General features: G+C 67.4%; 29 protein-coding genes. 8 read left to right on the forward strand and 21 right to left on the reverse strand.

The genetic code is table 11. From position 1 onward, the window contains the following. Positions 1-15 precede the first annotated feature (15 nt). The gene (locus ACZ1H8_RS02600; RefSeq protein WP_465179857.1) at positions 16-1,290 is read left to right on the forward strand and encodes a citrate synthase; all 1,275 of its coding nucleotides are present in this window, start codon (positions 16-18) and stop codon (positions 1,288-1,290) included. A 60-nt stretch (positions 1,291-1,350) separates the two neighbouring features. Here ACZ1H8_RS02600 and ACZ1H8_RS02605 read toward each other — a convergent pair whose 3' ends face one another. Next, positions 1,351-2,223 carry a LysR substrate-binding domain-containing protein gene (locus tag ACZ1H8_RS02605; RefSeq protein ID WP_465179858.1) on the reverse strand — a complete coding sequence of 291 codons (873 nt, stop codon included), beginning with the start codon at positions 2,221-2,223 and terminating at the stop codon, positions 1,351-1,353. A gap of 164 nt (positions 2,224-2,387) precedes the next feature. Between ACZ1H8_RS02605 and bla the strand changes: the two genes are divergently transcribed. After that, positions 2,388-3,215, forward strand: a complete 828-nt coding sequence (bla, locus tag ACZ1H8_RS02610) for a subclass B3 metallo-beta-lactamase (protein ID WP_465179859.1) — start codon at positions 2,388-2,390, stop codon at positions 3,213-3,215. A 22-nt stretch (positions 3,216-3,237) separates the two neighbouring features. After that, entirely contained in the window at positions 3,238-4,068 is an 831-nt protein-coding gene (blaOXA, locus tag ACZ1H8_RS02615; protein ID WP_465179860.1) for a class D beta-lactamase, read from the forward strand. A gap of 7 nt (positions 4,069-4,075) precedes the next feature. Here blaOXA and ACZ1H8_RS02620 read toward each other — a convergent pair whose 3' ends face one another. The 5 genes from ACZ1H8_RS02620 to ACZ1H8_RS02640 form a co-directional block, all read right to left on the reverse strand. Continuing rightward, entirely contained in the window at positions 4,076-5,464 is a 1,389-nt protein-coding gene (locus ACZ1H8_RS02620) for a PAS domain-containing sensor histidine kinase (RefSeq protein ID WP_465179861.1), read from the reverse strand. Next, positions 5,461-6,579: a DUF2336 domain-containing protein gene (locus ACZ1H8_RS02625; protein ID WP_465179862.1), complete on the reverse strand. Its 1,119-nt coding sequence runs from the start codon at positions 6,577-6,579 to the stop codon at positions 5,461-5,463. Before ACZ1H8_RS02625 ends, ACZ1H8_RS02620 begins: the two co-directional genes overlap by 4 nt. Before the next feature lie 35 nt (positions 6,580-6,614). After that, positions 6,615-7,790: a hypothetical protein gene (locus tag ACZ1H8_RS02630; protein ID WP_465179863.1), complete on the reverse strand. Its 1,176-nt coding sequence runs from the start codon at positions 7,788-7,790 to the stop codon at positions 6,615-6,617. A gap of 78 nt (positions 7,791-7,868) precedes the next feature. Continuing rightward, the gene (locus ACZ1H8_RS02635; RefSeq protein ID WP_465179864.1) at positions 7,869-9,065 is read right to left on the reverse strand and encodes an exo-beta-N-acetylmuramidase NamZ family protein; all 1,197 of its coding nucleotides are present in this window, start codon (positions 9,063-9,065) and stop codon (positions 7,869-7,871) included. Between the two features lie 3 nt (positions 9,066-9,068). Then, entirely contained in the window at positions 9,069-9,587 is a 519-nt protein-coding gene (locus ACZ1H8_RS02640; protein WP_465179865.1) for a DOMON-like domain-containing protein, read from the reverse strand. 31 nt (positions 9,588-9,618) lie between these two features. Between ACZ1H8_RS02640 and tyrS the strand changes: the two genes are divergently transcribed. Further along, positions 9,619-10,848 carry a tyrosine--tRNA ligase gene (tyrS, locus tag ACZ1H8_RS02645; protein ID WP_465179866.1) on the forward strand — a complete coding sequence of 410 codons (1,230 nt, stop codon included), beginning with the start codon at positions 9,619-9,621 and terminating at the stop codon, positions 10,846-10,848. An 87-nt stretch (positions 10,849-10,935) separates the two neighbouring features. Beyond that, entirely contained in the window at positions 10,936-11,271 is a 336-nt protein-coding gene (locus ACZ1H8_RS02650; protein ID WP_465179867.1) for a PilZ domain-containing protein, read from the forward strand. Positions 11,272-11,338: 67 nt separating this feature from the next. Here ACZ1H8_RS02650 and grxD read toward each other — a convergent pair whose 3' ends face one another. From grxD to ACZ1H8_RS02710, 12 genes are all read right to left on the reverse strand, one after another. Beyond that, positions 11,339-11,668: a Grx4 family monothiol glutaredoxin gene (gene grxD / locus ACZ1H8_RS02655; RefSeq protein WP_110150218.1), complete on the reverse strand. Its 330-nt coding sequence runs from the start codon at positions 11,666-11,668 to the stop codon at positions 11,339-11,341. Between the two features lie 5 nt (positions 11,669-11,673). Further along, entirely contained in the window at positions 11,674-11,913 is a 240-nt protein-coding gene (locus tag ACZ1H8_RS02660; RefSeq protein ID WP_110150209.1) for a BolA family protein, read from the reverse strand. Between the two features lies 1 nt (position 11,914). Beyond that, a complete protein-coding gene (locus tag ACZ1H8_RS02665) occupies positions 11,915-12,238 on the reverse strand; it encodes a DUF1476 domain-containing protein (RefSeq protein ID WP_110150208.1) in 324 nt (107 codons plus the stop codon). A 168-nt stretch (positions 12,239-12,406) separates the two neighbouring features. After that, positions 12,407-13,408, reverse strand: coding sequence for an NADPH:quinone oxidoreductase family protein (locus tag ACZ1H8_RS02670; protein WP_465179868.1), 1,002 nt, complete (start codon positions 13,406-13,408; stop codon positions 12,407-12,409). Beyond that, positions 13,371-14,000 carry a 3-isopropylmalate dehydratase small subunit gene (gene leuD, locus ACZ1H8_RS02675; protein ID WP_465181322.1) on the reverse strand — a complete coding sequence of 210 codons (630 nt, stop codon included), beginning with the start codon at positions 13,998-14,000 and terminating at the stop codon, positions 13,371-13,373. The genes ACZ1H8_RS02670 and leuD overlap by 38 nt, the downstream gene beginning before the upstream one ends. A gap of 2 nt (positions 14,001-14,002) precedes the next feature. Next, the gene (locus tag ACZ1H8_RS02680; RefSeq protein WP_465179869.1) at positions 14,003-14,860 is read right to left on the reverse strand and encodes an N-acyl homoserine lactonase family protein; all 858 of its coding nucleotides are present in this window, start codon (positions 14,858-14,860) and stop codon (positions 14,003-14,005) included. A 110-nt stretch (positions 14,861-14,970) separates the two neighbouring features. Beyond that, on the reverse strand, positions 14,971-15,117 hold the full coding sequence (locus ACZ1H8_RS02685) for a hypothetical protein (protein ID WP_181401826.1): 147 nt from the start codon (positions 15,115-15,117) through the stop codon (positions 14,971-14,973). 16 nt (positions 15,118-15,133) lie between these two features. Continuing rightward, positions 15,134-16,573 carry a 3-isopropylmalate dehydratase large subunit gene (leuC, locus tag ACZ1H8_RS02690; RefSeq protein WP_465179870.1) on the reverse strand — a complete coding sequence of 480 codons (1,440 nt, stop codon included), beginning with the start codon at positions 16,571-16,573 and terminating at the stop codon, positions 15,134-15,136. 93 nt (positions 16,574-16,666) lie between these two features. Next, positions 16,667-17,347 carry a ferritin-like domain-containing protein gene (locus ACZ1H8_RS02695; protein ID WP_465179871.1) on the reverse strand — a complete coding sequence of 227 codons (681 nt, stop codon included), beginning with the start codon at positions 17,345-17,347 and terminating at the stop codon, positions 16,667-16,669. Positions 17,348-17,427: 80 nt separating this feature from the next. Continuing rightward, a complete protein-coding gene (locus ACZ1H8_RS02700; RefSeq protein ID WP_465179872.1) occupies positions 17,428-18,075 on the reverse strand; it encodes a 3-oxoacid CoA-transferase subunit B in 648 nt (215 codons plus the stop codon). Between the two features lie 31 nt (positions 18,076-18,106). After that, positions 18,107-19,273: a 5'-nucleotidase, lipoprotein e(P4) family gene (locus tag ACZ1H8_RS02705; RefSeq protein ID WP_465179873.1), complete on the reverse strand. Its 1,167-nt coding sequence runs from the start codon at positions 19,271-19,273 to the stop codon at positions 18,107-18,109. Further along, positions 19,273-19,980, reverse strand: a complete 708-nt coding sequence (locus tag ACZ1H8_RS02710) for a CoA transferase subunit A (protein ID WP_465179874.1) — start codon at positions 19,978-19,980, stop codon at positions 19,273-19,275. Before ACZ1H8_RS02710 ends, ACZ1H8_RS02705 begins: the two co-directional genes overlap by 1 nt. 273 nt (positions 19,981-20,253) lie before the next feature. Here ACZ1H8_RS02710 and ACZ1H8_RS02715 point away from each other — a divergent pair, with 273 nt between their 5' ends. Beyond that, the gene (locus ACZ1H8_RS02715) at positions 20,254-20,790 is read left to right on the forward strand and encodes an outer membrane protein (protein WP_465179875.1); all 537 of its coding nucleotides are present in this window, start codon (positions 20,254-20,256) and stop codon (positions 20,788-20,790) included. 51 nt (positions 20,791-20,841) lie between these two features. Here the strand turns inward: ACZ1H8_RS02715 and ACZ1H8_RS02720 are convergent, their stop codons facing one another. From ACZ1H8_RS02720 to ypfJ, 3 genes are all read right to left on the reverse strand, one after another. Beyond that, positions 20,842-21,597 carry a tetratricopeptide repeat protein gene (locus tag ACZ1H8_RS02720; RefSeq protein WP_465179876.1) on the reverse strand — a complete coding sequence of 252 codons (756 nt, stop codon included), beginning with the start codon at positions 21,595-21,597 and terminating at the stop codon, positions 20,842-20,844. Continuing rightward, entirely contained in the window at positions 21,576-22,325 is a 750-nt protein-coding gene (locus ACZ1H8_RS02725) for an alpha/beta fold hydrolase (RefSeq protein ID WP_465179877.1), read from the reverse strand. The genes ACZ1H8_RS02720 and ACZ1H8_RS02725 overlap by 22 nt, the downstream gene beginning before the upstream one ends. Before the next feature lie 61 nt (positions 22,326-22,386). Continuing rightward, positions 22,387-23,256: a KPN_02809 family neutral zinc metallopeptidase gene (gene ypfJ / locus ACZ1H8_RS02730; protein WP_465179878.1), complete on the reverse strand. Its 870-nt coding sequence runs from the start codon at positions 23,254-23,256 to the stop codon at positions 22,387-22,389. 157 nt (positions 23,257-23,413) lie between these two features. On the opposite strand from ypfJ, the gene ACZ1H8_RS02735 reads away from it, so the two are divergent. Together ACZ1H8_RS02735 and ACZ1H8_RS02740 are read left to right on the forward strand one after the other, a co-directional pair. Beyond that, positions 23,414-24,544, forward strand: coding sequence for a patatin-like phospholipase family protein (locus tag ACZ1H8_RS02735; RefSeq protein WP_465179879.1), 1,131 nt, complete (start codon positions 23,414-23,416; stop codon positions 24,542-24,544). Between the two features lie 51 nt (positions 24,545-24,595). Then, the gene (locus tag ACZ1H8_RS02740; protein WP_465179880.1) at positions 24,596-25,381 is read left to right on the forward strand and encodes a 3-hydroxybutyrate dehydrogenase; all 786 of its coding nucleotides are present in this window, start codon (positions 24,596-24,598) and stop codon (positions 25,379-25,381) included. The last annotated feature ends 3 nt before the right edge of the window (positions 25,382-25,384 follow it).

The following is a 25,384-nucleotide window of genomic DNA, read 5'->3' on the forward strand; positions in this document are numbered from 1 at the left end:
ATGAAAGGACTGACCATGACGGACACCACGCTCAAGATCGGGGAAGCTGATTATCCCGTCCTCTCCGGCAGCGTTGGTCCCGACGTCGTCGACATCCGCAAGCTGTACGGCAAGACCGGGATGTTCACCTACGACCCGGGCTTCACCTCGACCGCCAGCTGCGAATCGGGCCTGACCTATATCGACGGCGACGAGGGCGTGCTGCTCCATCGCGGCTATCCGATCGGCCAGCTGGCCGAGCATTCCAGCTTCATGGAAGTCAGCTACCTGCTGCTGAACGGCGAACTGCCGAACCAGGACGAGCTGGACAAGTTCAACTACACGATCACCCGCCACACGATGCTCCACGAGCAGCTGGCGACCTTCTATCGCGGTTTCCGCCGCGACGCGCACCCGATGGCGGTGATGTGCGGCGTGGTCGGCGCGCTGTCGGCCTTCTATCACGACTCGACCGACATCACCGATCCGCACCAGCGGATGATCGCCAGCCACCGGCTGATCGCGAAGATGCCGACGATCGCGGCGATGGCGTACAAGTACAGCGTCGGTCAGCCGTTCCTCTATCCGCAGAACGACCTGAGCTACACCGGCAACTTCCTGCGCATGACCTTCGGCGTTCCGGCCGAGGAATATGAGGTGAACCCGGTCGTCGAGAAGGCGCTGGACCGCATCTTCATCCTGCACGCCGATCACGAGCAGAACGCGTCGACCTCGACCGTGCGCCTGGCCGGCTCGTCGGGCGCCAATCCGTTCGCGTGCATCGCGGCCGGCATCGCCTGCCTGTGGGGTCCGGCGCATGGCGGCGCGAACGAAGCCGCGCTCAACATGCTGCACGAGATCGGCCGTCCGGAGCGGATTCCGGAATATATCGCCCGCGCCAAGGACAAGAACGATCCGTTCCGCCTGATGGGCTTCGGCCACCGCGTGTACAAGAATTACGATCCGCGCGCGACGGTGATGCAGAAGACCGTACGCGAGGTGTTCGCCGCGCTGAAGGTCGACAATCCGGTGTTCGAGGTTGCGCTGCAGCTCGAGGAGATGGCGCTGAAGGACGATTATTTCGTCGAGAAGAAGCTGTTCCCGAACGTCGATTTCTACTCGGGCGTGATCCTGTCGGCGATCGGTTTCCCGACGACGATGTTCACCGCTTTGTTCGCCCTCGCCCGCACCGTCGGCTGGGTCGCGCAGTGGAACGAGATGATCTCCGACCCCGAGCAGCGGATCGGCCGTCCGCGCCAGCTCTACACCGGCCCGACGCAGCGCGATTACGTGCCCGTCGAGAAGCGCTGAGGAGAATGCGTCGGCCCGGCTCCAGCCGGGCCGGGCCGACGCCCCTCTTTCGACCGCGCCTTAGCCGCCGGCGCAGGACGCGACGATCCAGTCGCGAAAGGCGAGCATCGCGGGCCCCGGCGTGCGTGATTTGAGCCAGGTCAGCCAGTAGCGCCCGGTCACTACCTGATGGTCGAACGGCCGCATCAGCGACCCGTCGTCAACGAGCCGCGTGAGCATTGCGGGCGGCGCCAGCGCGACCCCCAGCCCCTGAAGCGCAGCCTCGGCCATCGCCAGCGACGAATCGAACACCGGCCCTTTCAGCGGCGGCGCGGCGATCCCGGCCTGGGCAAACCAGCGCGGCCATTCGTCGGCGCGGTACGAGCGCAGCAGCACCATCTTCAGCAGGTCGCGCGGATCCTGCAAGTCGCGCGCGAGCGCCGGCGTGCATAAAGGCGTGAGCGGCGCCTGCATCAGCGCGACGCTCTCCGTCCCGTGCCAGGCGCCGTCGCCGAAGCGGATTGCCAGGTCGAGGCCCTCCCCCGCCAGATCGACGCGGTTGTTGTTGGTGAACAGCCTGAGATCGATGCGCGGATTGGCTGTGTGGAAGGCCGACAGGCGTGGCATCAGCCAGCCGGTGGCGAAGGTCGATACCGAGGCGATCGACAGCAACTGCGTCGCCTGTCCCGTGGCGATCCCCTCGACCAGTTCGGCGATCCGGTCGAAACTGTCCGCCAGCGTCGGCACCAGCGCCAGCCCCTCGTCGGTCAGCGCCAGCCCGCGCGGCAGGCGGCGGAACAGCTGCACGCCCAACCGAGACTCCAGCCCCTTCACCTGATGGCTGATCGCCGCCTGCGTCACGCACAGCTCGATCGCGGCGCGGGTGAAGGACAGATGACGTGCCGACGCCTCGAAGGCACGCAGCGCGTTGAGCGGAAGATGCGGCCGGACCATCGCCGAGCCATAAGTTTTTCTGGGGTCAGAGGCCAGCTTTGATCCTTTGTGCGGGTGACGCCGCTGCGTCAGTTTCGCGCCATCACAAGATGGAGAGCGCAGCCGTGAGACAAGATCGCCCGACCCTACGCGCCCGCGCGGGGCGTTTGACCTTTTGCCTGACCGTGGCCGCATTGGCACTGTCGCTCGGCAGCACCGCCCATGCGCAGGACGACGGCGGCTGGACCGACCAGCGGCGCGAGTGGAACCAGCCGCAGGAGCCGTTCCGGATCGCCGGCAACGTCCATTATGTCGGCACCGCCGGCCTGTCGGCGTTCCTGATCACCGATCCCAAGGGTCATGTGCTGATCGATGGCGGGCTGCCCGAGAGCGCCCCGCTGATCCTCGCCAATATCCGCAAGCTCGGCTTCGACCCGAAGGATGTACGGATCCTGCTGATCAACCATGCGCATTTCGACCATTCGGGCGGGCTGGCCGAACTGAAGCGCGCGACCGGCGCAAAGCTGCTGGCCAGTGCGGGTGATCGCCCCGACCTGGAAAGCGGGCATACCGGCGGACGGAACGATCTGCTCGACTTTCCCAAGGTCGCGGTCGACCGGGTGATCGCCGATGGCGAGCATATCCGGCTCGGCGGAATCGACCTCGTGACGCGCGTGACGCCCGGCCACACCCCGGGCTGCACCAGCTGGACGACGGCGGTCAGCGAGGGCGGGCGGTCGCTGAACCTGCTGTTCGCGTGCAGCATCAGCGTGGCCGGCCGGGCGCTGACGCCGGAAGCGCAGAGAGAATTCGCCTCGACCTTCGCGACGCTGCGCGGGCTGCGTCCCGACATCTTCGTCAATTTCCATCCCGACGCCTTCGACCTGGCGGGCAAGCGCAGGCGTCAGCAAGCGGGCGACGCGCTCGCGTTCGTCGACCCGGGCGAAAGCGCGCGGCAGGTGGATGCGGCCGAGCGCAACCTGCGCGCCGAACTGGCCAAGCGGCCCGACTGAACCCTCAACAGGAGTGCCGACCATGACGATCGATCGACGCAGCGCGCTTGGCGCGCTGGTGCTGGGTGCCGGCTGCGCCAGACTGCCCGGGCTCGCGCGCGCCCTTCCCGCTCCCGGCATTCGCGCGCTGGTGCTGGCCGATGCCGCCACCGGCCGGCTGCTGCACCGGTCGGGTCCTGCAGCCACCCGCTTCACCCCCTGCTCGACCTTCAAGATACCGCTGGCGCTGATGGGCTATGATGCGGGCATCCTGATCGATGCGCACACCCCGGCCTGGGACTATGATCCGCGCATCCATCAGGCGAGCCGCGACGTCGAGAAGCAGCAGACCGATCCGACGAGCTATGAGGCAAATTCGGTCATCTGGTATTCGCGCGAGATCACCCGGCGGCTCGGGGCTGCGCGGTTCGCGGCCTATGTGAACGAGCTCGGCTACGGCAATCGCGACGTTTCGGGCAACCCGGGCAAGCATGACGGGCTGACGCACAGCTGGCTGTCGTCGTCGCTGCGGGTGTCGCCTGACGAGCAGGTCGCGATGCTGCGGGCGATGCTGGCGCGCAAGCTGCCGGTGTCGGCCCGGTCGCAGGCGATGACCGAAGCGATCCTGCCGGTGTTCGAGGGCAGCGGCGGGTGGACGGTGCACGGCAAGACCGGCAGCGGCTGGGCCAATGGCAGTGCCGGTCAAGTCGACCGGAGCAATCCGCTGGGCTGGTTCGTCGGCTGGGCGGCGAAGGACAAGCGCCGGCTGGCCTTCGCCAGCTTCGGGATGGGGGCCGACCTGCTCGGCGATCAGCCGGGCGGGTTCGCGATGCGCAGCGATCTGTTGAAGCGGATCGCGGCGCTCGCCGGGTGACCGTGCGTCAGTCTGCGGAAGCTTCGGCCGGAACCTCGCGGGCCGGCAGCGCGAAGGTGAAGCGCGCGCCCTCGCCTGGGGCACTGTCCACTAAGATGTCGCCCCCCATCGCCCGGGCGAGCCGCCGGGCGATGTAGAGGCCGAGCCCGCTGCCGCCGGGCTCGTCGGGGTCGACGCGGCCGAACTTCTCGAAGATCCGCTGTTGATCGGCCGCGGCGATGCCCTTGCCCTGGTCGGCGACGATCACGCGCGCCATGCCCTCGCCTGCCTCCAGCGCGATCCGGACGGTGCCGCCCGCAGGCGAGTAGCGGACCGCATTGCCGATCAAATTGACGAGGACCTGCAGCGCGCGCTTGAACTCGCCGATGGCGGGCATCGCGTCGCCCGTCCGCGGCCGGTCGATGCGGACGTCCACCTGCCCCGCGCGCATTGCGAGCAGCCCGGACGCGCGCCGGGCGACCTCCGCGAGGTCGATCGCCTCGTCGATCGTGGCGAAATCCTCACGCTCGATCGCCTGGAGATCGACCAGATCGTCGACCAGCGCGAGCAGATGGCGACCGGCATCCGCGATGTCGGCCGCGTAGCCGGCATAGTCTGCCTTCAGCGGCCCGTCTGTCCGATCACCGATCGCCTCGGCATTGGCGATGATCTTGCCGAGCGGTGCACGCAATGCCCGATCGAGCCGCTGGCTGAGCAGGTCTGGAAAGCCACCGAAGGATTCGGGCCGAGTGGCGGGTGCGGTGCTGGTCGGGTCCTCGTCGAGCAGCCGGGCCGCGCCGACGAACCCCGTGAAACGGCCGCCCGCATCGATTCGCGGCGTCGCGTCCAGCCGCACCCTCCGCCCGCTATCGCGCAGTTCGACCGTCTGCCCGTCGAACCGCGCGTGCGCCGCGATCGCGTCCAGGATCGGCAGATTGCCTTCGCCATCCGGTACCAGTGCGAAGAGCCGGGTGAGCGGCTGTCCGAGCATCGCCACGCTGTCGAACCCGAACCGCGCGCCTGCATCGATCGGGAGCGCGGTAATGCGCAGCGACGCGTCGGTCTCCCATTGCCAGTCGGCCGAGGCGCGAAAGAAATCGACGTCGCGCTCGAGCTCGGACGCGGCCGGTTGCCAGGCCGGGCGCGCATGCCAGTCGGTCACCTCGATCCTGGTCCCGCCGTCGCACGGTTCGGCACGGACGCGCAGGTCGAGATCCTGATCGCCATCGGCAGCGATCACGGTGCGGGAGATGCCGATGCCGAGTTGCTGCGCCACCCGCACCAGCGTCGCAAGCTGAGGCACCGCCAGCGGCTGGCCCGGCCCGCCGCCCGCGCGCGCGTTCAGCTCGGCCAGCCTGCCCGCCGCCTCGACCAGTCGACCATCCCCGCCGACCATCGCGGTTGCATCCTTGCTCATGCGACTCTCCCCGCCCGGGCCAGCGCGGCCATCGCCGCGCGATAGTCGGGATCGAGCCAAAGCGGTGCCAGTGCCGATCGCGCCTGGTCGGCCGGGATGCTGGCGATCGGGTCGAGCAGATCCAAAAATGCCTCCAGATTTCGGCGCGGATCAGCCTCGCACAGCGCATGGCCGATGCGGGCGATCGGGGCACGGCCAAGGTCGAGCGCGCGGAGCGCCAGCCACAGCCGTTCGCCGGCCGGGTCCAGCACGATTTCGCGCGACAGCGCATAGTCGAGATCCAGCCCATGCGCGAGCAGCGCGATGAAGAGTACGAGCCGGCGATCCTCCAGCGCCTCGCCGAGCAGATCTGCAAGGTTGCCGGTCGGCGGCGCGAGCACGGCGGCAAGGCGCATCGCGGCCGTCTCCAGCCGCTCGCCATCGTCATAGGCGGCCAGACTGCGGGCCACGGCATCGCCCAGCGCCGTGTCGACCGCTCTGGCAGTCCGTCCCGCCGTGATGCGGGCGCGCTCGCGCAGCGCCGCGGCAACCCACCAGGTGATGCGGCGATGGAGCCTGGCGGGCAGGTCGGCATGGGCAAGCTGTGTCCGCTCGGCACCGGAGACGCGACGGCTTTCGGCGATCAGCATGCCCATCGCGCCCGAGGCGACCAGGCGATCGGGATGCTGGACGAGCCGGTTGATCAGGCCGGGCCGGTGGGGATCTTGTGCGCCCTGCACCGTCAGCGCGGCGCCGATCGTCTCCGTGCGCACCCGCGCGATCAATTCCGCCATCAGTTCGGCATCACGCAGCAGCCCCGCCGCCATCAGCCGCGACAGCATGTCATCCACGTTGGCGCTCAGCGCGTGGCCGGTCTCCGCCTCGCCCCGTTCGGCAAGCAAGCGCACCGCATGGTCGCTGATCTGAGCCTCGATCATTTCGAGGAGCGCGCGGATGAGGACAAAAATCGCCGAGCGTACGCGCTCGCCGAGCCGCTGGTCTTCGGGCAGAAAAAAGTCGTCGATCGCGGTCTTCAGCGCGCGATTGGCGAACGGCTCCGCAGCCGCCGCGTCAGCGAGCAGCCTTTCCACGCGCATGGCATGGCCATCGCGCATGTCGACGGGATTGTCCGACATGGTCTCCGGATAGTGCAATCATCGTTAACGCCACGCTAAGGCTTTTCCCGCAGCGCCTCAACCGCAGCGGCGAGCGTGCCGAAGGCATAGAGCGCGGCCGCCGCCAGCCCCGCCTCGGCATAGCCCGCCAGTGCCAGCGGGGTCAGGATCAGCAGATGGGCCGCAGGGCTCGCCCACCAGCGTCGCGGGCGTACCGGCATTCGCTCGACCAGGATCTGCAACCCGATTGCGGCGATCGACAGCACGACCGGCGTCCAGTCGGTGATTGCCTCCCAACTGGCCCAGCCGGTCGCCGCGACCATCGCCGCGAACAGGCCGGTGATCGCCAGCTCCAGCGTGTCGGCGCGCTTCATCTCGCCGCGCAGGGCGGCCATCGCCGCCCCCGTCGCCAGGAACGCGACCGACAGCAGCGAGACGGCAAGCCCAGCCCCCGGCATGCGATAGAGCGCCAGACCCAAGCCGATGACCGCGAACAGTCCGGCACCGACCCGCAGCGACCAGCCGGGAAGATTGCGGCGCACCAGTTCGGGCAGCGCCAGCCGGGCGATGGGGGTGAACACCCAGCGATCCGCCCAGTTGGTCCGGCGCTCGGTCAGCGCGGCGAGCACCCCGTTGCTGCGCGCCGACAGCGCCTCGGCGCTCAGTTCGACCAGATGCCCGGCGCGCTCCTGGCTGGCGGTAAGCGCGACATGTTCCGCGCCCGATTGGACCGACACGCGCAGCAAAGCGGACTGGAAATCGTAATCGGCCGGCATGTTGGCGATGTCGCCCAGCTGGCGCCCGGAAACGCGGGCGATGCCGGCCCAGCAATCCTTCATGTCCAGCCGCTCGATCGCCGCCGGGCTTTCGGGATCGGAGGTCACCAACAGCGCCTCGGCCCCGCCCGATGCCATGCGGGAGATGACCGTGTCGGTGGTGACCAGCCCGTCGGCCAGCACCAGCACTGCCGCGTCCGGGCCGACCTTCTCCGCCGCTTCCTCGGCCGAGCGGACGATCTCGACCCGCGTCTCGCGCTCGCTGGCCCGCGACACCGCGGCGAGCAGCGCAGGCGTCATCCGCCCGACCGCCACGAAGATCTGCTCGACCCCCGCGCCGGCCAGCAGCCGCACCTGATATTCGAGCAGCGTCATCCCGCCGAACGGCAGGGTCGCCGCCAGTGCCCCCGGACGGTCGGTTGCGTCCTCGATCGCGAAAATCAGCCCCGCCAGCATGGGATCGGGGTTAGTCGGAATGTCCTGCACAATCAAATTGCCTTGGGGCATGTCGGGTCGCGCCAAATAGGGTCGGGATCAGTACAGCAGATATGCGGCCCGCTCGGTTTCCCAGGCGGTCTCGTCGGGCACGGTCTGCGCGTCCAGGTCGCGCGGGTGCGACGCGGGATCGTCGACCCATTCGCGCAGGCCCGGGCCGCCGTTGATCACGTCGATCGCCAGCTTGTCGAACACATACTCGTACGGAAAATCACGCCACAGGTCGTAGCCGGAATGGAGATTGCGGATCGCCTTGAACCCGAGCGCCTGGAGCCGCCACGGGCGAAAGGCGCGATCGTCATAGTCCGGCCCCTCGGCATGGATGAACACACCGCTGCACAGTTTCCCGACATGCTTGTGGAAGGTCGGCTGGAACCACATGTCGCGCAACGTGCAGCCTTCCAGCCAGTGCGGCGCGATCCGCTGCATCTCGGCGATGACCGCGCGCGCATCGATGTCGGGCGCACCGAACAGCTCGAGCGGACGGGTGGTCCCGCGCCCCTCCGACAGGGTCGTGCCTTCCAGCATGACCGTGCCGGCATAGGCGCGCGCCATGTTGACGTTGGCCGCGTTCGGGCTGGGATTGATCCACGGCCGCTCGACCGGCCAGCCATAGCCCGGCCCGCTCTCGGGCGCCCAGCCCTCCATCTCGATCACGCGATAGTCGACGTCGAGGCGGTAGTGGTCGATGAACCAGCGGCCCATCTCGCCCAGCGTCATGCCGTGACGCATCGGCATCGGCCCGGCGCCGACGAAGCTTTCCCAGCCGCCGAGCAGCGTCAGCCCCTCGATCGGGCGTCCGGCGGGATTGGGCCGGTCGAGCACCCAGACCGACTTGCCATGCTCCGCCGCCGCCTCGAGCACGTAGAGCAGGGTCGTGACGAAGGTGTAGATGCGGCAGCCGACATCCTGCAGGTCGACCAGCATCACATCGAACGTGCCCATCGACTGGCCGGTCGGTCGGCGGACCTCGCCATACAGGCTGAACACCGGCATGCCGTAAATCGGGTCGGTGAAGTCGGGCGACTCCATCATATTGTCCTGAAGATCGCCGCGCACGCCGTGCTGCGGGCCGAACACCGCCGATACGTTCAGCCCCGCGGCCATCAGCGCGTCGAGCGAATGGGTCAGGTCGCATGTCACCGATGCCGGATGGGCGAGCAGCGCGACGCGCTTCCCCTCCAGCGGCTTGCGGAGCGCGGGGTCGGCGAGCAGGCGATCGATACCGAAGTTCATGCGTCAGCCTGCTGCCGGGACTTGCAGGACGAAGCAAGCCGGATCGTGGAAGTCGGGCTTCGAACGGGGGTGTGCGAGCGACCAATAGGAAATGCGCCCGCCGGTCTCCTCGATCACCGCGGTCAGCGCCACGCGCCACGGGTCGCCGGGGAGCTCGGGCACCACCACCCGCGCGCTGACGCCGTCGTCGCGGCGCACGACATGGGGCTCGTTCTCCACGGCCAGGTCGCGCCCGCCCTTGCGATAACCGTCGAAACGATAGGCGGCCCAGCGGGTCGAGGGCGAGAAGTTGAACTCAGCATAGCCCGCATCGCCGGCGACGAAGACCTCGAAGCAGCTGTGCTTCCACAATTCGTCGGTCCGAGCAGGCGCGGCGGGCTCGGGCACGATCAGTTCCTCGCCACCCTCGACCGCATAGTCGAGCGACCAGTGCCGTGCATCGTTGCGGGTCAGCGAAACCTCTACCGCGGTGACGGCCAGCGGCGGGAAATCGGGATGCGGTACCAAGCGATACTTTTGCAATGAAGCGTCCTCATGCTAGGCGCGGCTCGCCATGACCGAATACAAGTCCGATCTGCTCCGCACCCTGTCCGACCGTGGGTACATCCACCAGGTCACCGACGCCACCGGCCTCGACGAGATGGCCTCGAAGCAGATCGTGCCGGGCTATATCGGCTTCGATCCGACTGCACCGTCGCTCCATGTCGGAAGTCTCGTCTCGATCATGATGCTGCGCCAGCTGCAGCGCGCCGGGCACAAACCGATCGTCATCATGGGCGGCGGCACCGGGAAGATCGGCGACCCCAGCTTCAAGGACGAGGCGCGCAAGCTGCTGACGACCGATCTGATCGCGGAGAATATCGCCTCGATCCGGCGCGTGTTCGAACGCTTCCTGACCTTTGGCGACGGCCCGACCGATGCGATCCTGATCGATAATGCCGAATGGCTCGACACGCTGGAATATATCCCCTTCCTGCGCGACATCGGCCAGCATTTCTCGGTCAACCGGATGCTGAGTTTCGATTCGGTCAAGCTGCGCCTCGAGCGCGAACAGTCGCTCAGCTTCCTCGAATTCAACTACATGATCCTCCAGGCCTATGATTTCCTGGAGCTGTCGCGCCGCGTCGGCTGCCGGCTCCAGATGGGCGGGTCGGATCAGTGGGGCAATATCGTCAACGGCGTCGAGCTGACCCGCCGGGTCGACGGGACGCAGGTGTTCGGCATGACCACCCCGCTGCTGACCAATGCCGACGGCACCAAGATGGGCAAGACCGTGAGCGGAGCGGTCTGGCTGAACGAGGACCAGCTGTCGCATTACGACTATTGGCAGTTCTGGCGGAACACCGAGGATCGCGACGTCGAGGCGCGGCTGCGGTTGTTCACCGACCTGCCGATGGACGAGATTGCCCGCCTTGCCGCGCTGGAAGGCGCCGAGATCAACGAGGCGAAGAAGGTGCTTGCAAACGAAGCGACCCGGCTGTGCCGCGGTGCCGCCGCCGCCGAGGAAGCGGCCGAGACCGCGCGCCGTACCTTCGAGGAAGGCGCGATCGGCGCATCGCTGCCCAGTCACACGGCGACCGGGCCGATCGGCGTCGTCGATGCACTGGTGGCGCTGGGCCTCAGCGCGTCGAAGGGCGAGGCCCGCCGCCTGATCAAGGGCGGCGGCGCGCGCGTCGATGGCGACAAGATCGAGGACGCGACGCTGGTCCTTCAGCCGAGCGACACGCCAATGCGCCTGTCGGCGGGCAAGAAGAACCACGGCATCCTCTCCTTCGACCGCTGATCGGGAACGGGCCGGACCGCCTTAACCATCGCTTCACGCCCCGTCATTAAAGGCCGAAGTCTCACTAGGCCGGTGCGGAGGGTGTAGATGAGCTTTGGAGCGCTGAAGCCTGCCCCGCCCGAGGCGCGTCGGGAGGAGCGCGAAGAGGTCAGCTACCGCGCCCGCGCGACCGGTCCGGATGGCCGTGAGCACCTGCTGCTGATCGTCAACCTGTCGCCCCATGGACTGATGGCGCGGTGCGACAGCGCGGTCGCGATCGACGACCGCCTCCAGTTGAACCTGCCGGTTGTCGGCCAGACCGCGGCCGAGGTCCGCTGGGTCTTGGGCGGCCAGATCGGTTGCCAGTTCGACTATCCGATCGACCTGGCGAGCTATTACGAGCTGGTCGCGATCCTGGTGAAGGCCCCGACACCCGCGCGCTAGGCGCGACCTGCTGCTCCGCGGCAGGTCGTGGGGCGGCCCATCACCTGCCGCCCGTCGCGAGGTGGGCTCAGGCGGCCTTGGCGCCCGAATCCTCGAGAAGCTGCGCCAGTTCGCCGCTTTCGTACATTTCCATCATGATGTCCGATCCGCCGACGAACTCGCCCTTCACATAGAGCTGGGGGATGGTCGGCCAGTCGGAGAAGCTCTTGATGCCCTGCCGAATGCCCTGGTCCTGCAGCACGTCGACGCTTTCGAACTCGACGCCGAGATGGTTGAGGATCGCGATCGCGCGGCTGGAAAAGCCGCATTGCGGGAAGAGCGGGCTGCCCTTCATGAACAGGAGGACCGGGTTCTTGTCCACCAGATCCTGGATACGGGCCTGTACGTCGTCGGTCACGTCACTCACTCCTCGGTCGGCGCTTCGGTGGTCAGCTGGAGCGCGTGGAGCACGCCGCCCATCCGACCGCCCAGCGCGGCATAGACTGCCTGGTGCTGGCGCACGCGCGGCATGCCCTTGAACATCGGGCTGACCACCCGCGCGGCATAATGGTCGCCGTCGCCGGCAAGGTCGGTGATCTCGACCCGTGCGTCGGGAATGCCGGCGCGGATCAGTTCCTCGATCTCGGCGGCTGCCATCGGCATGTTACTGGGCTTCCATCAGCTGGCGGCGCGCCTCGACCGTCTGCGCCTCGACCGCCTTGCGCACGGTCGCGTCATCGGTCTCGACACCAGCCGCGAGCAGGTCACCCAGCAGCTTGCGGATAACGTCCTCGTCGCCGGCTTCCTCGAAATCGGCCTGCACGACTGCCTTGGCATAGGCGTCGGTCTCTTCGGGGGTCAGCTTCATCTGAGCCGCCGCCCACTGACCGAGCAGCCGGTTGCGGCGCGCGGTGATGCGAAAGGCCATATCCTCGTCGCGGGCGTACTTCGCCTCGAATGCCTTTTCGCGATCCTCGAACGTGGTCATGACTACCCCTTGGCTGTGGTTTCGCCCGAGATAGGTGGGGGATGGTCGCGAGGCAACCTCCCTTTGGAGCGCGGTCGGATCGCCGAGGCGTTGCGCCGTCCGGCCAGCAGCCGCCCGGTGCATCCCGGCGCCGCGGCCGGGGATGCGGATGGGCCGGATCCAGCGCCGCTACGCGTCCAGCGCCACCACCAGCTTGCCGATCGCGCCGCGGGCGGCCATCTTGGCGATGGCCTTGCCGCCATCGGCGAAGGCGAAGGTCTCGGAGACGCGCGGGCCGATCTTGCCGCTTTCCCACAGGTCGAACAGCGTCTCGATATGCGCGGCATTCGACTGCGGATCGCGGGCGGCGAAAGCACCCCAGAAGACCCCGCACACGTCGCAGCTCTTGAGCAGGGTCAGGTTGAGCGGAAGCCTGGGAATGCCCGCGGGGAAGCCGACCACCAGATAGCGACCTTCCCAACCGATCGAGCGCAGCGCCGGCTCGGCATAGTCGCCGCCGACCGGATCGTAGATCACGTCGGCTCCGTTGCGGCCGACCGCCGCCTTGAACTGCTCGGCCAGAGCCTTGGACTGTTCCTTGTCGAACGGTCCGCGCGGATAGACCAACGTCTCGTCCGCACCCGCCGCGCGGGCGGCCTCGGCCTTTTCCTCGGACGACACGGCCGCGACCACCCGTGCCCCATAAGCCTTGCCGAGTTCCACCGCCGCCAGCCCGACACCCCCCGCGGCGCCAAGAACGAGCAGCGTGTGCCCGGCCTTCAGGTGCCCGCGGTCGAGCAGCGCGTGGATCGTGGTGCCATAGGTTAGCACCAGCGAGGCCCCCTCGGCGAAGCTGCGACCTTCGGGGAGGCGGAACAGACGAGCAGCCTCGACCACGACCTTTTCCGAGAGGCCGCCATGGCCGGTCATCGCCAGCACCCGGTCGCCGACCGACCAGCCGGTGACCCCCTCGCCGACGCTGTCGATCACGCCCGAAATCTCGCTGCCCGGGGCAAAGGGCCGGGGCGGCTTGAACTGATATTTGTCCTCGATGATCAGGACGTCGGGATAGTTGATCGAACAGGCCCTGACCGCGACCACGACCTGACCCGGCCCCGCGACCGGATCCGCCACATCCTCGAGGATTAGAGTTTCAGGTCCGCCCGGCGCCTTCGACAGCAATGCCTTCATGTCCGCTCCCAACCGCTATCCACGGGCGAGATTCGGCCGCGCCCATTTCGAATTTCGAAATCGCGGTATCGCGGGCCAAGGTCAAGCCGATCTCGTCGAGCCCCTGCATCAGGCAGTCGCGGCGAAAGGGATCGAGGTCGAACGGGAAACGGTCCTGGAACGGGGTCGTGACCGTCATCGTCTCGAGGTCGACGGTGATCTCGCCGTCGCGCGCGACCTCGACCAGTCGGTCGACCGCCTCCTGCGGCAGCACGACCGTGACGATGCCGTTCTTGAAGGCATTGCCCGAGAAGATGTCCGAGAAGCTGGGTGCGATCACCGCCTTGATCCCGAGATCGGCGAGCGCCCAGGCGGCATGTTCGCGGCTGGAGCCGCAGCCGAAATTCTCGCCCGCCACCAGGATCGGCGCACCCGAATAGCGCGGATCGTCGAAAAGGTTACCGGGCTCGGCGCGGACGGTCTCGAACGCGCCCCTGCCCAGCCCCTTGCGGCTGACCGTCTTCAGCCAGTGGGCCGGGATGATCACATCGGTGTCGATATTCTTCGCGCCCCAGGGATAGGCGCGGCCTTCGACGGTGCGGACGGGTTCCATGGTCACTTCGCTTTCGGAATGGCGGGAATCTTGGCGAGGTCGGCAGGCTCGTGCTGGATGACGATCACCGCCTTTTCCTTCGCGGCGACGGCGCGGAACCGGTCGCTCGACGCCAGCGTCTGGGCGCGATCGGCGTTGAAGACGGGCACGAGGTTCCTGTCGAAGCTCTGCTGCGCGTGGAACTGGTCGCCCGACAGCAGCACCGGCGCGCCACCGGTCACCCGCACCAGCAGCGCGGCATGGCCGGCGGTGTGGCCGGGCATCGAGAGGATGGTGACGCTGCCGTCGCCGAAAACGTCATGATCACCGGACAGCTTGACGATTTTCGCCCCCTCGCCGAGCCAGGGCGCGATCGCCTCGCGCTGGCCGTCCGCCTTGCCCGCGGCCAGTTTGTCGAAATCCGCCTTGCCGATCAGCAGGGTCGAGGCGGGAAAGTCGGCCGCCTGGCCGATATGATCGAAATGATTGTGGCTGATCCCGACGAACTTGACCTGCGCGGGCGTGACGCCCAGCCGGGCGATCTGGGTCGCGATCGTCTCGTCCAGTCGCGAAACGGTACCCTCGGACTCGGACGGCTTGCCGACCAGCGACCCGCTGAGCCCCGTGTCCCACAGCATCCACTCGTCGCCATGCTTGATCAGATAGCAGCTGGCGATCAGATCGTGCGGCTGGCCGTCATACTCGCCCCGATCGCTGAACGGCGCGAAGTTGGCGAAGTGCAGCGACCCGCAATCGACCCGCCACAATTTGACCTCCGCAGCCGCCACGGGACGCGGCGCAGCGGCGGGTGCGACCGACAGGGGTGCCGCATCGGTGGGAGCCGTCAGCGCGAGAGCAGCGGCAAAAGCGAAAAACGTCATGACAGTCCCCTCTCAAGCAGCACGGCCACGGGTCCCGATCCCGCGCAGCACGCGCGAGCAACGAACGGGACCGTCAGGCGCGCCTCTGCCGCGAAGCGACGGCAGACGGATCAGTAAAAGGCGCCGGTCTTCGAAGAGCCGGTCGGCTCCGGCTTGCCGGACCCCGTCGCGTTGGCCGGCCGTGCGGACGCGGCATAGGCTGCGGCCGCACCGGTCAGAACCGTACCCGCGACCAGAAGCACCAAAACTCGCTTCATCGTGCATCCCCCTTACTCAGGCCGGTCGGGACACCAGGTCCCTGACATCGGTAAGCCGGCCAGTTACTGCCGCTGCCGCGGCCATTGCCGGCGACAGCAGATGCGTCCGGGCACCCGGACCCTGCCTCCCTACAAAATTGCGGTTGGAGGTGGAAGCACAACGTTCGCCGCTGGGCACCTTGTCCGGATTCATCGCAAGGCACATCGAACAGCCGGGCTCGCGCCATTCGAACCCTGCCTCGAGGAAGATGCGGTCGAGCCCCTCCGCCTCGGCCTGGCGCTTCACCAGTCCGGAGCCCGGGACGATCAGCGCCTGACGAATCCCGTCGGCGACATGGCGACCGCGAGCGACCTCGGCCGCGGCGCGCAGATCCTCGATCCGGCTGTTCGTGCAACTGCCGATGAAGACATGCTCGATCGCGACGTCCTGCATCGCGGTGCCCGGCGCCAGACCCATATAGTCGAGCGACTTGCGCGCGGCGACGCGCTTGGCCGGATCGGCGAAGCTGTCGGGGTCGGGGACGACGCCGGTGATCGGCACGACGTCCTCCGGGCTGGTGCCCCAGGTCAGCGACGGCGCGATGTCGCTGGCCGACAGCCGCTCGACCCGGTCATAGGCCGCCTCGGCATCGCTCGGCAATGTCCGCCAATAGGCCAACGCCTTGTCCCATGCCTCACCCGTGGGCGCCATCGGCCTGCCCTTGAGATAGTCGAAGGTCTTCTCGTCCGGCGCGATGAGCCCGGCGCGGGCGCCGCCCTCGATCGACATGTTGGAGACGGTCAGCCGCCCCTCGATCGACATGTCGCGAAACACGTCACCGGTATATTCGATGACATAACCCGTGCCACCGGCGGCACCGATCTTGCCGATGATCGCCAGGATCACATCCTTGGGACTGACCGCGAAGCCCAGAGACCCGTCGACGCGGACCTCCATCGCCCTGGACTGGCGCAGCTGGAGCGTCTGGGTGGCGAAGACATGCTCGACCTCGCTGGTGCCGATGCCGAAGGCGAGTGCACCCAGCGCGCCGTGCGCGGCAGTATGGCTGTCGCCACAGACCAGGGTCGTCCCCGGCAGGGTGAAACCCTGTTCCGGACCGACGACATGGACGATCCCCTGTTCGGCGGCGATGGCGTCGATATAGCGGATGCCGAATTCCGCGGTGTTGCGCTCCAGCGCCGCGAGCTGCTCGGCGCTTTCGGGATCGACGATCGGCAGCCGGCGCCCGGCCGCATCGACGCGCGGCGTGGTCGGGACATTATGGTCGGGCACCGCGAGGGTAAGGTCCGGCCGGCGCACCCGGCGGCCAGCGGCGCGAAGCCCGTCAAAGGCTTGCGGGCTGGTGACCTCATGGATGAGGTGGCGGTCGATATAGATCAGGCACGTGCCATCGTCGCGGCGTTCGACGACGTGATCGTCCCAGATCTTCTGGTACAAGGTGCGCGGATTGGACATGCGAGCGCTCCTAGTCGAATCGTGCGCAATCGCAAGCCGTGCCGCAACTTTCCTTCGCCAGGTGGAGCAATCCACGCGGCGGCTGCGACCGTGTCAGACCGCGTTAGGGACGACGCTTCCCTGTCGCCGCGGCTCGTCCGCGTCCGCCCAGTCGATCCGGCGCGCGACCCAGGGATTGAGGAACAGCATCGGCAGCTTCAACAGCAGCAGTTCGGAATGGATGAAGCCGTCGACCGCGCGCTCCCACCAGCGCGGATCGCGCCTGCCATTGGCCTTGAGCCAGCCTTCATAGGGCGCCCAGTGGCTGGGCTCGTCGCGCCGGATGATACCGAAGATCCGCATCAGCCGCTGGTCGCGCCGCACGATCGGGTGGTTCAGCAGGACATCGACCTGGCGATGTCCGCGCCGCTCGGTCAGCGCGATGACCCGGCATAACTTCTCGAACTGGCGGTCGTCGGCGATGATCGCGCGGGTATCGAGCGCGTCGATGGTCCGCCGGAACATGATCTCGACGAAGCGGTCGATATGGCCGCAGGTCCGGTCGACCTTCAGCGGCATCCGTCCCTGACGCTCGAACCAGCGGCGGAACATCAGATAATGTTTGCGCTCGTCCGCGCGGTGCTTCTCGATCGCCGTGATCAGCGCATGATCGTCGGGCGATCGCGCCCGTACCGCCTCGAGCACGCGGTCGATGCTCGTATAGCCGCGATGCTCATTGTAGAGGTAGATCGAGCCGAGCAGATCCAGATAGCGGCGACGGAACCAGGCGATCATTTACGCGAGGCTATGCCTCGTCCCGGCACGCGTCAATCGCCCGACTCAGACGCCGCCGGGACCGGTGTTCCAGGCGATGTTCAGGCCGGCGTCAGGGCCTCGTAGCGGGCGGTCGTCTTGGCCGCGACCTCTTCCTCGGTCACGCCCGGCGCCAGTTCGATCAGGCGGAAGGGCGAGTCATGATCGGGACGCTGGAACACGGCCAGGTCGGTGATGATCATGTCGACCACATTGCGTCCGGTCAGCGGCAGGCTGCATTCCGGGATGAACTTCGGATCGCCGTTCTTGCTGCTGTGCTCCATCACCACGATGATCTTCTTCACGCCCGCGACGAGGTCCATCGCGCCGCCCATGCCCTTGATCATCTTGCCTGGGATCATCCAGTTGGCGATGTCGCCGGTTTCGCTGATCTCCATCGCGCCCAGCACGGTCAGGTCGATATGCCCGCCTCGGATCATCGCGAAGCTCTGTTCGGACCCGAAATAGACCGAGCTGGGCAGCTCGCTGATCGTCTGCTTGCCCGCGTTGATCAGGTCGGGATCCTCCTCGCCCTCATAGGGGAAGGGCCCGATGCCGAGCATGCCGTTTTCCGACTGGAGCGTGACTTCGACGCCGGCAGGGATATGGTTCGCCACCAGGGTCGGAATACCGATGCCGAGATTGACGTAGAAACCGTCCTCGAGCTCGCGGGCGGCGCGGGCGGCCATGTCGTCGCGGGTCCAGGGCATCAGCGTTTCCTTGCGTTGAGAGTCGATCGGATCATTGCGGCACCGCCGGAGCGGCAGCGGGATCGGGCGTCGCCACAGGCGCAGGCGCGGGCGCCGGCGGCTGCTCGCCCGGGTCTTCCCAGCGCTTGTCGCGCGGGAAGACGTCGTCCATCTTGCCGTGCAGCCCGGTGCCGTAAACTGGGTTGGGCAACAGGAACCAGCCCGATCCCCACATCGCGGCGATCATCGTCTGGCTGGCCATGTTGCGGCGGATCGGCACGGGCACGCCGCCCGGATTGAACAGGTCGGTGAAGTCGCCCAGCTGGTCGCCCATTTGCGCGATGACGCAATATTTGGCGGCGATCGCCCAGCGGCGGCTGTCCTTGCCGCTGCGCCCCGGGCCATCCTCGCGCAGGTACAGCGTGTCGCCGAGCTTCGCCGTCCCCAGCCCCGCCGCCTCGATCGCGGCGATCGTCTGATCGGCATTGCCGATCGAGCGGTTGGAATTGAACACGATCGTCACGCCGGCGCGGCGCATGCCCTCGATCGTCTCGACCGCGCCCGGGACCGGCGCGACCTGAGTAGCGCCGGTACGTTCCCAACGGCGCCAGCGCGCATCGTCATAGCCGGTGCCGCGAACCGCATCGTCCGCCTCGTAACCGAGATTGAGCAGCACCGTCTCGTCGACGTCGAACACAACCGCGAGCGGCTTTTTCCCGCACGGCACGAACTTGGGGACTTCCAGCGTGCCCGTCTCGGACAGCACGGTGCTACGGATGTCCAGCCCCGCCTTGCGATCGGCGACGCGGGCCTGAACATAGCCCCACATCGCCTGATAGGCCTGGATGCTGAGCGCCGCCGCCTCACCCGACCCGTAGAGATATTGCATGCCGGGCGGCGGCGTATCGGCCGGCCGGGCCTGCGGCTGGCCGGGCGTGGCCGGCAGCGGGGATCCGGGCGCCGGCAGCGGGCCGTTCACCACCCCGACGATGCGGAACGGCTCGACCTTCGAGCGCTCGCCCAAGGTGCTGGCGCCAGGGGTCGGGCTGGGTGAAGGAACAGGGCCCCGTTCGCGCGCGCGCTCGTCGCTGCCGCGGCTCAGCCCCTTCTTGGCCAGAACCCCGCCCGCCGCGACCGGAATCGCTGCGACCGCCGCTACGCAGCCCGACAGGGCAACGCCGGTCAGCAACGTCATGCCGAGCAGGGCGGCGCGGCGCATCAGGCGGTCTCGCGCGGCCGGGTCAGACGGAACTCGATCTTCTTGTCATAGGGCGACCCCACGATCAGCCGCTTCACATAGATGCCGGGCAGATGGATCTGGTCCGGATCGAGGCTGCCGACGGGGACGACTTCCTCGACCTCGGCGACGCAGACCTTGCCTGCGGTCGCCATGGGCTGGTTGAAGTTGCGTGCGGTCTTGCGGAAGATCAGGTTGCCGCTCTCGTCGGCCTTCCACCCCTTGATGATCGACACATCGGCGCGGATGCCGCGCTCGAGGATATAATCCTCGCCGTCGAAGGTCTTCACTTCCTTGCCCTCGGCCACCTGCGTGCCGACGCCGGTCTTGGTGTAGAAGCCGGGGATGCCGGCCCCGCCCGCGCGGCAGCGCTCGGCCAGCGTGCCCTGGGGACAGAACTCGACCTCGAGCTCGCCCGAGAGATATTGCCGCTCGAACTCCTTGTTCTCCCCGACATAGGAGGAGATCATCTTCTTGACCTGGCGGCTGCGCAGCAGCTTGCCCAGCCCTTCATTGTCGATACCGGCATTGTTGCTGGCGATGGTCAGGTCCTTGACGCCCGATGCCTGGATCGCGTCGATCAGCCGTTCCGGAATGCCGCACAGGCCGAACCCGCCCGCGCACAGCATCATGCCATCGAACAGCAGCCCTTCCAGCGCTGCTTCGGCGTTCGGGTAGAGCTTCTTCATCGTGGCGACTCTCCGGGCGTTCGTTGGGCTCGCGATAGTCGGCATGCGTCGCTGCGGTCAAGCCAACCTGAATCGCGATTCAGGTACGGGCATGCCGCTCATCGATAGCGTTGCGCGCCGATCAAGAGGTGATGCAGTCGAGCAACACTCTCCTGTAAACGTCACGCCTGAGTAACTATCGCTCTTTGCGAGCGCGAATTAATCCGTACATCGCGCCCCGGGCCGTCCGGTCCGACACAGAACAAAACCAACAAAAGTCCAAAAGGAACAACTATGCGCATTCTCGCAGCGACGGCGCTCGCCCTCGCAACTGTCGCCACGCCCGCCTTCGCTCAGGACGAAGCTGCCGAGACCTTCACCGGCGTGACCGCAACGGCCATTGTCGGCTATGACAATGTCGAGGACGTCGCTGACGGTGTCGTGTTCGGCGCAGCGCTGGGCTACAACAAGCAGATCAACACCTTCGTCATTGGTGGCGAGGTCGAAGCCACCTTCGCATCGACGAAGGACTGCTATTCCACCTTCTGCAGCGAAGCAGGCCGTGACCTCTATGTGGGCGTGCGCGCCGGCGCTGTGGTCAGCCCGAACGCGATGATCTACGCCAAGGGCGGCTATACCAATGCCCGCATTCGAGAGACGTCGGGTGGCGAGACCGAATATGGCGAGAACTTCGGCGGCTTCCGCCTCGGTGCTGGCGTCGAATATGCGGCCGGCAACGGCATGCTGGTTCGCGGCGAGTATCGCTACTCCGATTACGACTATGGCGTCGCTCGCCATCAGGTCGTGCTCGGCCTCGGCTACCGCTTCTAAGCGGAGCGATCCGTGAACGGGGCCGCGCGGCGCACGCCGCGCGGCCCTTTTTCATTGCTCGGCGCCGAACTGTTCGAGCGCGACACGGGCCGAATTGGCCTGGGGGCTGCCGGGCGCCAGTTCGATGACCCGGGCCCAAGCCGCGCGGGCGCGCGGCTCGTCGCGCATCAGCGCGGCGACATTGCCGGCCTCGAGCTGGACCGAGGCATCCTCGGGCGAGCGGCGCAGCGCCTCGTCGATATGCTTCTTGGCCAGATGCTGGTCGTTCATCCGCCGGGCCAATGTCGCCGACAGCAGCCAGGCGAGCGGATCTTCCGACGCATCGGTCAGCGCACGGTCGATATCGCTGCGCGCCCCATCATTGTCGCCGAGCGCAACCCGCGCGCGGGCGCGATCGAGATAGGCCTCGCCCAGCGCCAGTCCGGTCAGCGATCCCGAGGCAAGCGCGGCGTCGATCGCGGCGCGGGCCTTGTCGGACTTGCCGGCGCCGAGCCAGGCATTGCCGGCCTGGGCCCAGTAGCTTGCCGCCCGCGGCTCCTTGGCGGTTTCGGCCTCGCGTGCCGCCTCCTCCAGCGCACCGGCAGCCGACTCCCAGCGCCCTTGATTGGCATAGGCGACGCCCAGGCAGATCTTGGCGCGATAGGCACCGCCCTCGCCCCGCCATTTGATCGCGTCCTTCTCCCCCGCCACCGGGTCCGCGGCGGTCGCGTCGATGCACTTGTCGAGCCGTGCGTCGAGATCGGTCGCGGCAGGCGCGGGCGCCGACTGCGCCGGGACGGCGGCCATCAGGAAGAGCGTTGCAAGCATGTGATCACGTCCTCGACACCGCGGATGATGAGCGCGATGTCGGTATCGCGCGAGAGGCGGTGGTCGCCGTCCTTGACCAGCCAGGTCTGCACCTGCGCTGAACGGATCAGCTCGGCCAGACGCACGGCGCGTTCCCACGGCACTTCCTTGTCCTGCTGTCCCTGGATCAGCCGGACCGGACCGTCGAAGGCGATCGGGCCGATCATCATCCGGTTCGCCTCGCCCGAGGCCCAGAAGGCGCGCGTCGTGACAGTCGGCTGGTCCGAATAGTCGGACGGCTTTTCGATGCGGCCATGCTGAAGCAGTTGAAGCTTCTCGGCCTGGGTGAATCCCCAATCGGTGAAATCGGGCGCCGGAGCGATCCCGACCATGCCGGCGATGCGCTCCGCACGGGCCTTGGCCGCCATAAGCATGACCCAGCCGCCCATGGACGAGCCGACCAGCACCACCGGCCCTTCGGTCAGCGTGTCGATCAGATGCAGCGCGTCGTCGCGCCAGCCCGCCAATGTCTGCTTCTCGAACTCGCCTTCGCTGGCGCCGCAACCGGCATAGTCGAAGCGCAGATAGGCGCGCCCCTGCGACTTGGCCCATTCCTCCAGCGCGACCGCCTTGGTGCCGGTCATGTCCGAGGCATAGCCCGGCAGGAAGACGATCGTCGGGCCGGTGCCCTGCGTATGGTGATAGGCGAGGCGCGGTGCCTCGGGCGGTGCGGTATCGGAATCGCTCATGGCCATGGCCTAGCCGAGGCGAGCGACCCGATCCACCATCTCTACCGCGCGGACGGCCCGCTCACACGCCGGTGTTGCACTGCGCCGGATCGCCGGTCTCGAGTCCCTTGCGCAACCACTGCATCCGCTGGGCGGAGGTGCCGTGAGTGAAACTCTCCGGCACCGCGGTGCCCTGCGCCTTCTTCTGGAGGGTATCGTCGCCGATGGCATTTGCGGCAGTCATCCCCTCTTCGATGTCGCCAGGGTCCAGCCGGTTGCGGTTCCGCGCTGCCCAGACGCCGGCGTAGCAATCCGCCTGAAGTTCCAGCTTGACCGACAGGGCATTGGCTTCGGCCTCTCCGGCGCTGCGCTGTGCGCGGCTGACCCGCTCGCTCGTGCCCAACAGCCGCTGGATGTGATGGCCGACCTCGTGCGCGATCACATAAGCTTCGGCGAAATCGCCCTTGGCACCGAAGCGATTGGCAAGCTCGTCGAAAAAGGCCGTATCAAGATACACGCCCATGTCCGCCGGGCAGTAAAAGGGGCCGACCGCCGAGGATGCGGCACCGCAGCCGGACTGGACGTTGCCCTTATAGAAGTTGATCGTGGCGGGCTGATAGCGCTGACCGGATTCGCGAAAAATCTGCCCCCAGGTCTGTTCGGTGCTGGTCATGACCTGACAGGAAAAGCGCCGCTCGGTCGTGCATACGGCCGCCCCGCTGCCGCCGCCGGTGCGCGAGCCCTGCTGGCTGCTGCTGCCGCCGCCCAGGATGCTGCCCAGTCCGCCGCCGAACATCATGAAGATGACGACGCCGATGATCAGCAAGGTACCGATCCCGCCACCGCGCCCGAGGAGCAGCGGCAGGAAGCCGAGCAGGTTGAGGCCGCCGCCACCGCCGCCGCTGCCGAGGTCGCGGGCGTTGTTGGTCGGATCGAGGTCGTCGAGGCGCATGGCAATCCCCTGCAATGGCGCGTTTCGTTCGTTGCCCGCAACAATGCGCGAGCGCGCCAGACGTTGCACGACTGCGTCCGACGATCGCGGGCGCAGCAAGCGGACATGACGGCAAATTCACTTGCCCCCGCCCGGCGGCAACGCCACATCGCCCGACATGGCCGATGCAGACACCCGTCGACGCTCGACATTGCCCCTTCCCGATTCGGTTGCACTGGTGCTGCAGGGGGGCGGCGCGCTGGGAAGCTATCAGGCGGGCGTGATCGAAGCGCTGGGCGAGGCGCGGATCGAGATCGACTGGGTCGCCGGCATCTCGATCGGCGCGGTCAATGCGGCTCTGGTCGCGGGCAACCCGCCCGAGCGGCGGATGAGCCGGATCAAGGCCTTCTGGGAAACGGTGACCAGCGCCCTGCCCAGCTTCCCGATTCCGTTCGGCGACCATGCCCGCGAATGGGTCCATGAATGGTCGGCGGGTATGGTCGCCGCGACCGGCGTTCCTGGCTTCTTCACACCGCGGATGATCCCGCCGGTACTGGCGGCACCCGGCACGCCGGGGGCGCTGAGTTTCTACGATTCCGCGCCGCTGGCGAAGACACTGGATTCGCTGGTCGACTGGGATCTGGTCAATTCGGGCCCGGTGCGACTGTCGGTCGGCGCCGTCGATATCGGCAATGGCAATTTCCGCTATTTCGATACCGAGCGCGACCGGATCGACGCGCGCCACATCATGGCATCCGGGGCATTGCCGCCGGGCCTGCCGCCGGTGGAGATCGACGGACGCTATTATTGGGATGGCGGACTGGTGTCGAACACGCCGCTGATGCACGTGCTCGACAACCAGACGGCCCCGATGCTGGCCTTTCAGGTCGACCTGTTTCCCGCCGCGTCGGACCTGCCGCGCACGATCATGGACGTGATGGCGCGCGAGAAGGAAATCCGCTTCTCCAGCCGCACCCGCGCGCTGTCCAACGAACGGCTGAAGCTGCGCCGCGAGCGCGAGACGATCCGGCGCATGCTGGCCAAGCTCCCGCCCGAGATGCGCGAGGACCCCGATGTGAAGGCGCTCAGCGCGGCGGCACACGAGCTGCCGCTGAGCCTGGTCCATCTCATCTACCGTGCCAATGCCTGGGAAGGCGGCAGCCGCGACTTCGAATTCTCCGCCCGGTCGATGCGCGAGCATTGGTTGGCAGGACGCGCGGCGGTGAACGAGACCATGGCCAATGCCCAGCTGGTCGCCAGCAACATCCTCGACGGCAAGACCGCCGCCTTCGACCTGACCCATCGTTAAGCCCCCCCCCAATCGTCAAGCCCCCCCACTCGTCAAGCCACGGAGTAGATCATGTTCCTCAAGGGCAAGTCCGCCATCATCACCGGCTCCACCTCGGGCATCGGCCTGGCCTATGCCAAGGCGCTCGCCGCCGAGGGTGCCAGCGTGATGATCAACGGCTTTGGCGACGCAGACGCGATCGAGAAGGAGCGCGCTGCGCTGGAGGCGACGCACGGCGTCCAGGCGCTGTACGACGCGGCCGACATGACCAAGCCCGATCAGATCGCGGCGATGGTCGCCCGCGCCAATGCCGAACTGGGCAGCGTCGACATCGTCATCTCGAACGCAGGCATCCAGCATGTTGCGCCGGTCGAGGAGTTTCCGATCGAGAAATGGGACGCGGTGATCGCGATCAACCTCAGCTCGACCTTTCACCTGATGCGCGCGGCGGTGCCGCTGATGAAGGCGAAGAAATGGGGGCGGATCATCACCACCGCCTCGGCACACAGCCTGGTCGCCAGCCCGAACAAGGCCGCCTATGTCGCCGCCAAGCACGGCATCGCCGGGCTGACCAAGACCGTCGCGCTGGAAACCGCGACCTTCGGGATCACGGTGAACTGCATCTCGCCGGGCTATGTCTGGACGCCGCTGGTCGAGAATCAGATCCCCGACACGATGAAGGCGCGCGGCATGACGCGCGAGCAGGTGATGAACGACGTGCTGCTCGCCGCGCAGCCGACCAAGGAGTTCGTCCACCCCGAACAGGTGGCCGCGCTCGCGCTGTTCCTGTGCCGCGACGAGGCCTCGGCGATCACCGGCGCGAATTACTCGATCGACGGAGGCTGGACCGCGGCCTGATCC

This window comes from Sphingomonas sp. BL-S-25 (assembly GCF_055521555.1).

What these genes read in the sequence shown, in the direction of transcription:
- ACZ1H8_RS02650 (WP_465179867.1), top strand. Translation starts at nt 10,936, where the DNA reads ATGAGCTTTGGAGCGCTGAAGCCTGCCCCGCCCGAGGCGCGTCGGGAG.
- ACZ1H8_RS02605 (WP_465179858.1), bottom strand. Translation starts at nt 2,223, where the DNA reads ATGGTCCGGCCGCATCTTCCGCTCAACGCGCTGCGTGCCTTCGAGGCG.
- ACZ1H8_RS02695 (WP_465179871.1), bottom strand. Translation starts at nt 17,347, where the DNA reads ATGATCGCCTGGTTCCGTCGCCGCTATCTGGATCTGCTCGGCTCGATC.
- ACZ1H8_RS02685 (WP_181401826.1), bottom strand. Translation starts at nt 15,117, where the DNA reads ATGAAGCGAGTTTTGGTGCTTCTGGTCGCGGGTACGGTTCTGACCGGT.
- ACZ1H8_RS02670 (WP_465179868.1), bottom strand. Translation starts at nt 13,408, where the DNA reads ATGAAGGCATTGCTGTCGAAGGCGCCGGGCGGACCTGAAACTCTAATC.
- ACZ1H8_RS02600 (WP_465179857.1), top strand. Translation starts at nt 16, where the DNA reads ATGACGGACACCACGCTCAAGATCGGGGAAGCTGATTATCCCGTCCTC.
- ypfJ (WP_465179878.1), bottom strand. Translation starts at nt 23,256, where the DNA reads ATGCGCCTCGACGACCTCGATCCGACCAACAACGCCCGCGACCTCGGC.
- blaOXA (WP_465179860.1), top strand. Translation starts at nt 3,238, where the DNA reads ATGACGATCGATCGACGCAGCGCGCTTGGCGCGCTGGTGCTGGGTGCC.
- ACZ1H8_RS02710 (WP_465179874.1), bottom strand. Translation starts at nt 19,980, where the DNA reads ATGAAGAAGCTCTACCCGAACGCCGAAGCAGCGCTGGAAGGGCTGCTG.
- ACZ1H8_RS02665 (WP_110150208.1), bottom strand. Translation starts at nt 12,238, where the DNA reads ATGACCACGTTCGAGGATCGCGAAAAGGCATTCGAGGCGAAGTACGCC.
- ACZ1H8_RS02740 (WP_465179880.1), top strand. Translation starts at nt 24,596, where the DNA reads ATGTTCCTCAAGGGCAAGTCCGCCATCATCACCGGCTCCACCTCGGGC.
- ACZ1H8_RS02620 (WP_465179861.1), bottom strand. Translation starts at nt 5,464, where the DNA reads ATGAGCAAGGATGCAACCGCGATGGTCGGCGGGGATGGTCGACTGGTC.
- ACZ1H8_RS02735 (WP_465179879.1), top strand. Translation starts at nt 23,414, where the DNA reads ATGGCCGATGCAGACACCCGTCGACGCTCGACATTGCCCCTTCCCGAT.
- ACZ1H8_RS02630 (WP_465179863.1), bottom strand. Translation starts at nt 7,790, where the DNA reads ATGCTGGCGGGGCTGATTTTCGCGATCGAGGACGCAACCGACCGTCCG.
- ACZ1H8_RS02725 (WP_465179877.1), bottom strand. Translation starts at nt 22,325, where the DNA reads ATGAGCGATTCCGATACCGCACCGCCCGAGGCACCGCGCCTCGCCTAT.
- ACZ1H8_RS02660 (WP_110150209.1), bottom strand. Translation starts at nt 11,913, where the DNA reads ATGCCGATGGCAGCCGCCGAGATCGAGGAACTGATCCGCGCCGGCATT.
- ACZ1H8_RS02700 (WP_465179872.1), bottom strand. Translation starts at nt 18,075, where the DNA reads ATGCCCTGGACCCGCGACGACATGGCCGCCCGCGCCGCCCGCGAGCTC.
- leuC (WP_465179870.1), bottom strand. Translation starts at nt 16,573, where the DNA reads ATGTCCAATCCGCGCACCTTGTACCAGAAGATCTGGGACGATCACGTC.
- ACZ1H8_RS02625 (WP_465179862.1), bottom strand. Translation starts at nt 6,579, where the DNA reads ATGTCGGACAATCCCGTCGACATGCGCGATGGCCATGCCATGCGCGTG.
- ACZ1H8_RS02705 (WP_465179873.1), bottom strand. Translation starts at nt 19,273, where the DNA reads ATGCGCCGCGCCGCCCTGCTCGGCATGACGTTGCTGACCGGCGTTGCC.
- ACZ1H8_RS02635 (WP_465179864.1), bottom strand. Translation starts at nt 9,065, where the DNA reads ATGAACTTCGGTATCGATCGCCTGCTCGCCGACCCCGCGCTCCGCAAG.
- tyrS (WP_465179866.1), top strand. Translation starts at nt 9,619, where the DNA reads ATGACCGAATACAAGTCCGATCTGCTCCGCACCCTGTCCGACCGTGGG.
- ACZ1H8_RS02720 (WP_465179876.1), bottom strand. Translation starts at nt 21,597, where the DNA reads ATGCTTGCAACGCTCTTCCTGATGGCCGCCGTCCCGGCGCAGTCGGCG.
- ACZ1H8_RS02680 (WP_465179869.1), bottom strand. Translation starts at nt 14,860, where the DNA reads ATGACGTTTTTCGCTTTTGCCGCTGCTCTCGCGCTGACGGCTCCCACC.
- ACZ1H8_RS02715 (WP_465179875.1), top strand. Translation starts at nt 20,254, where the DNA reads ATGCGCATTCTCGCAGCGACGGCGCTCGCCCTCGCAACTGTCGCCACG.
- leuD (WP_465181322.1), bottom strand. Translation starts at nt 14,000, where the DNA reads ATGGAACCCGTCCGCACCGTCGAAGGCCGCGCCTATCCCTGGGGCGCG.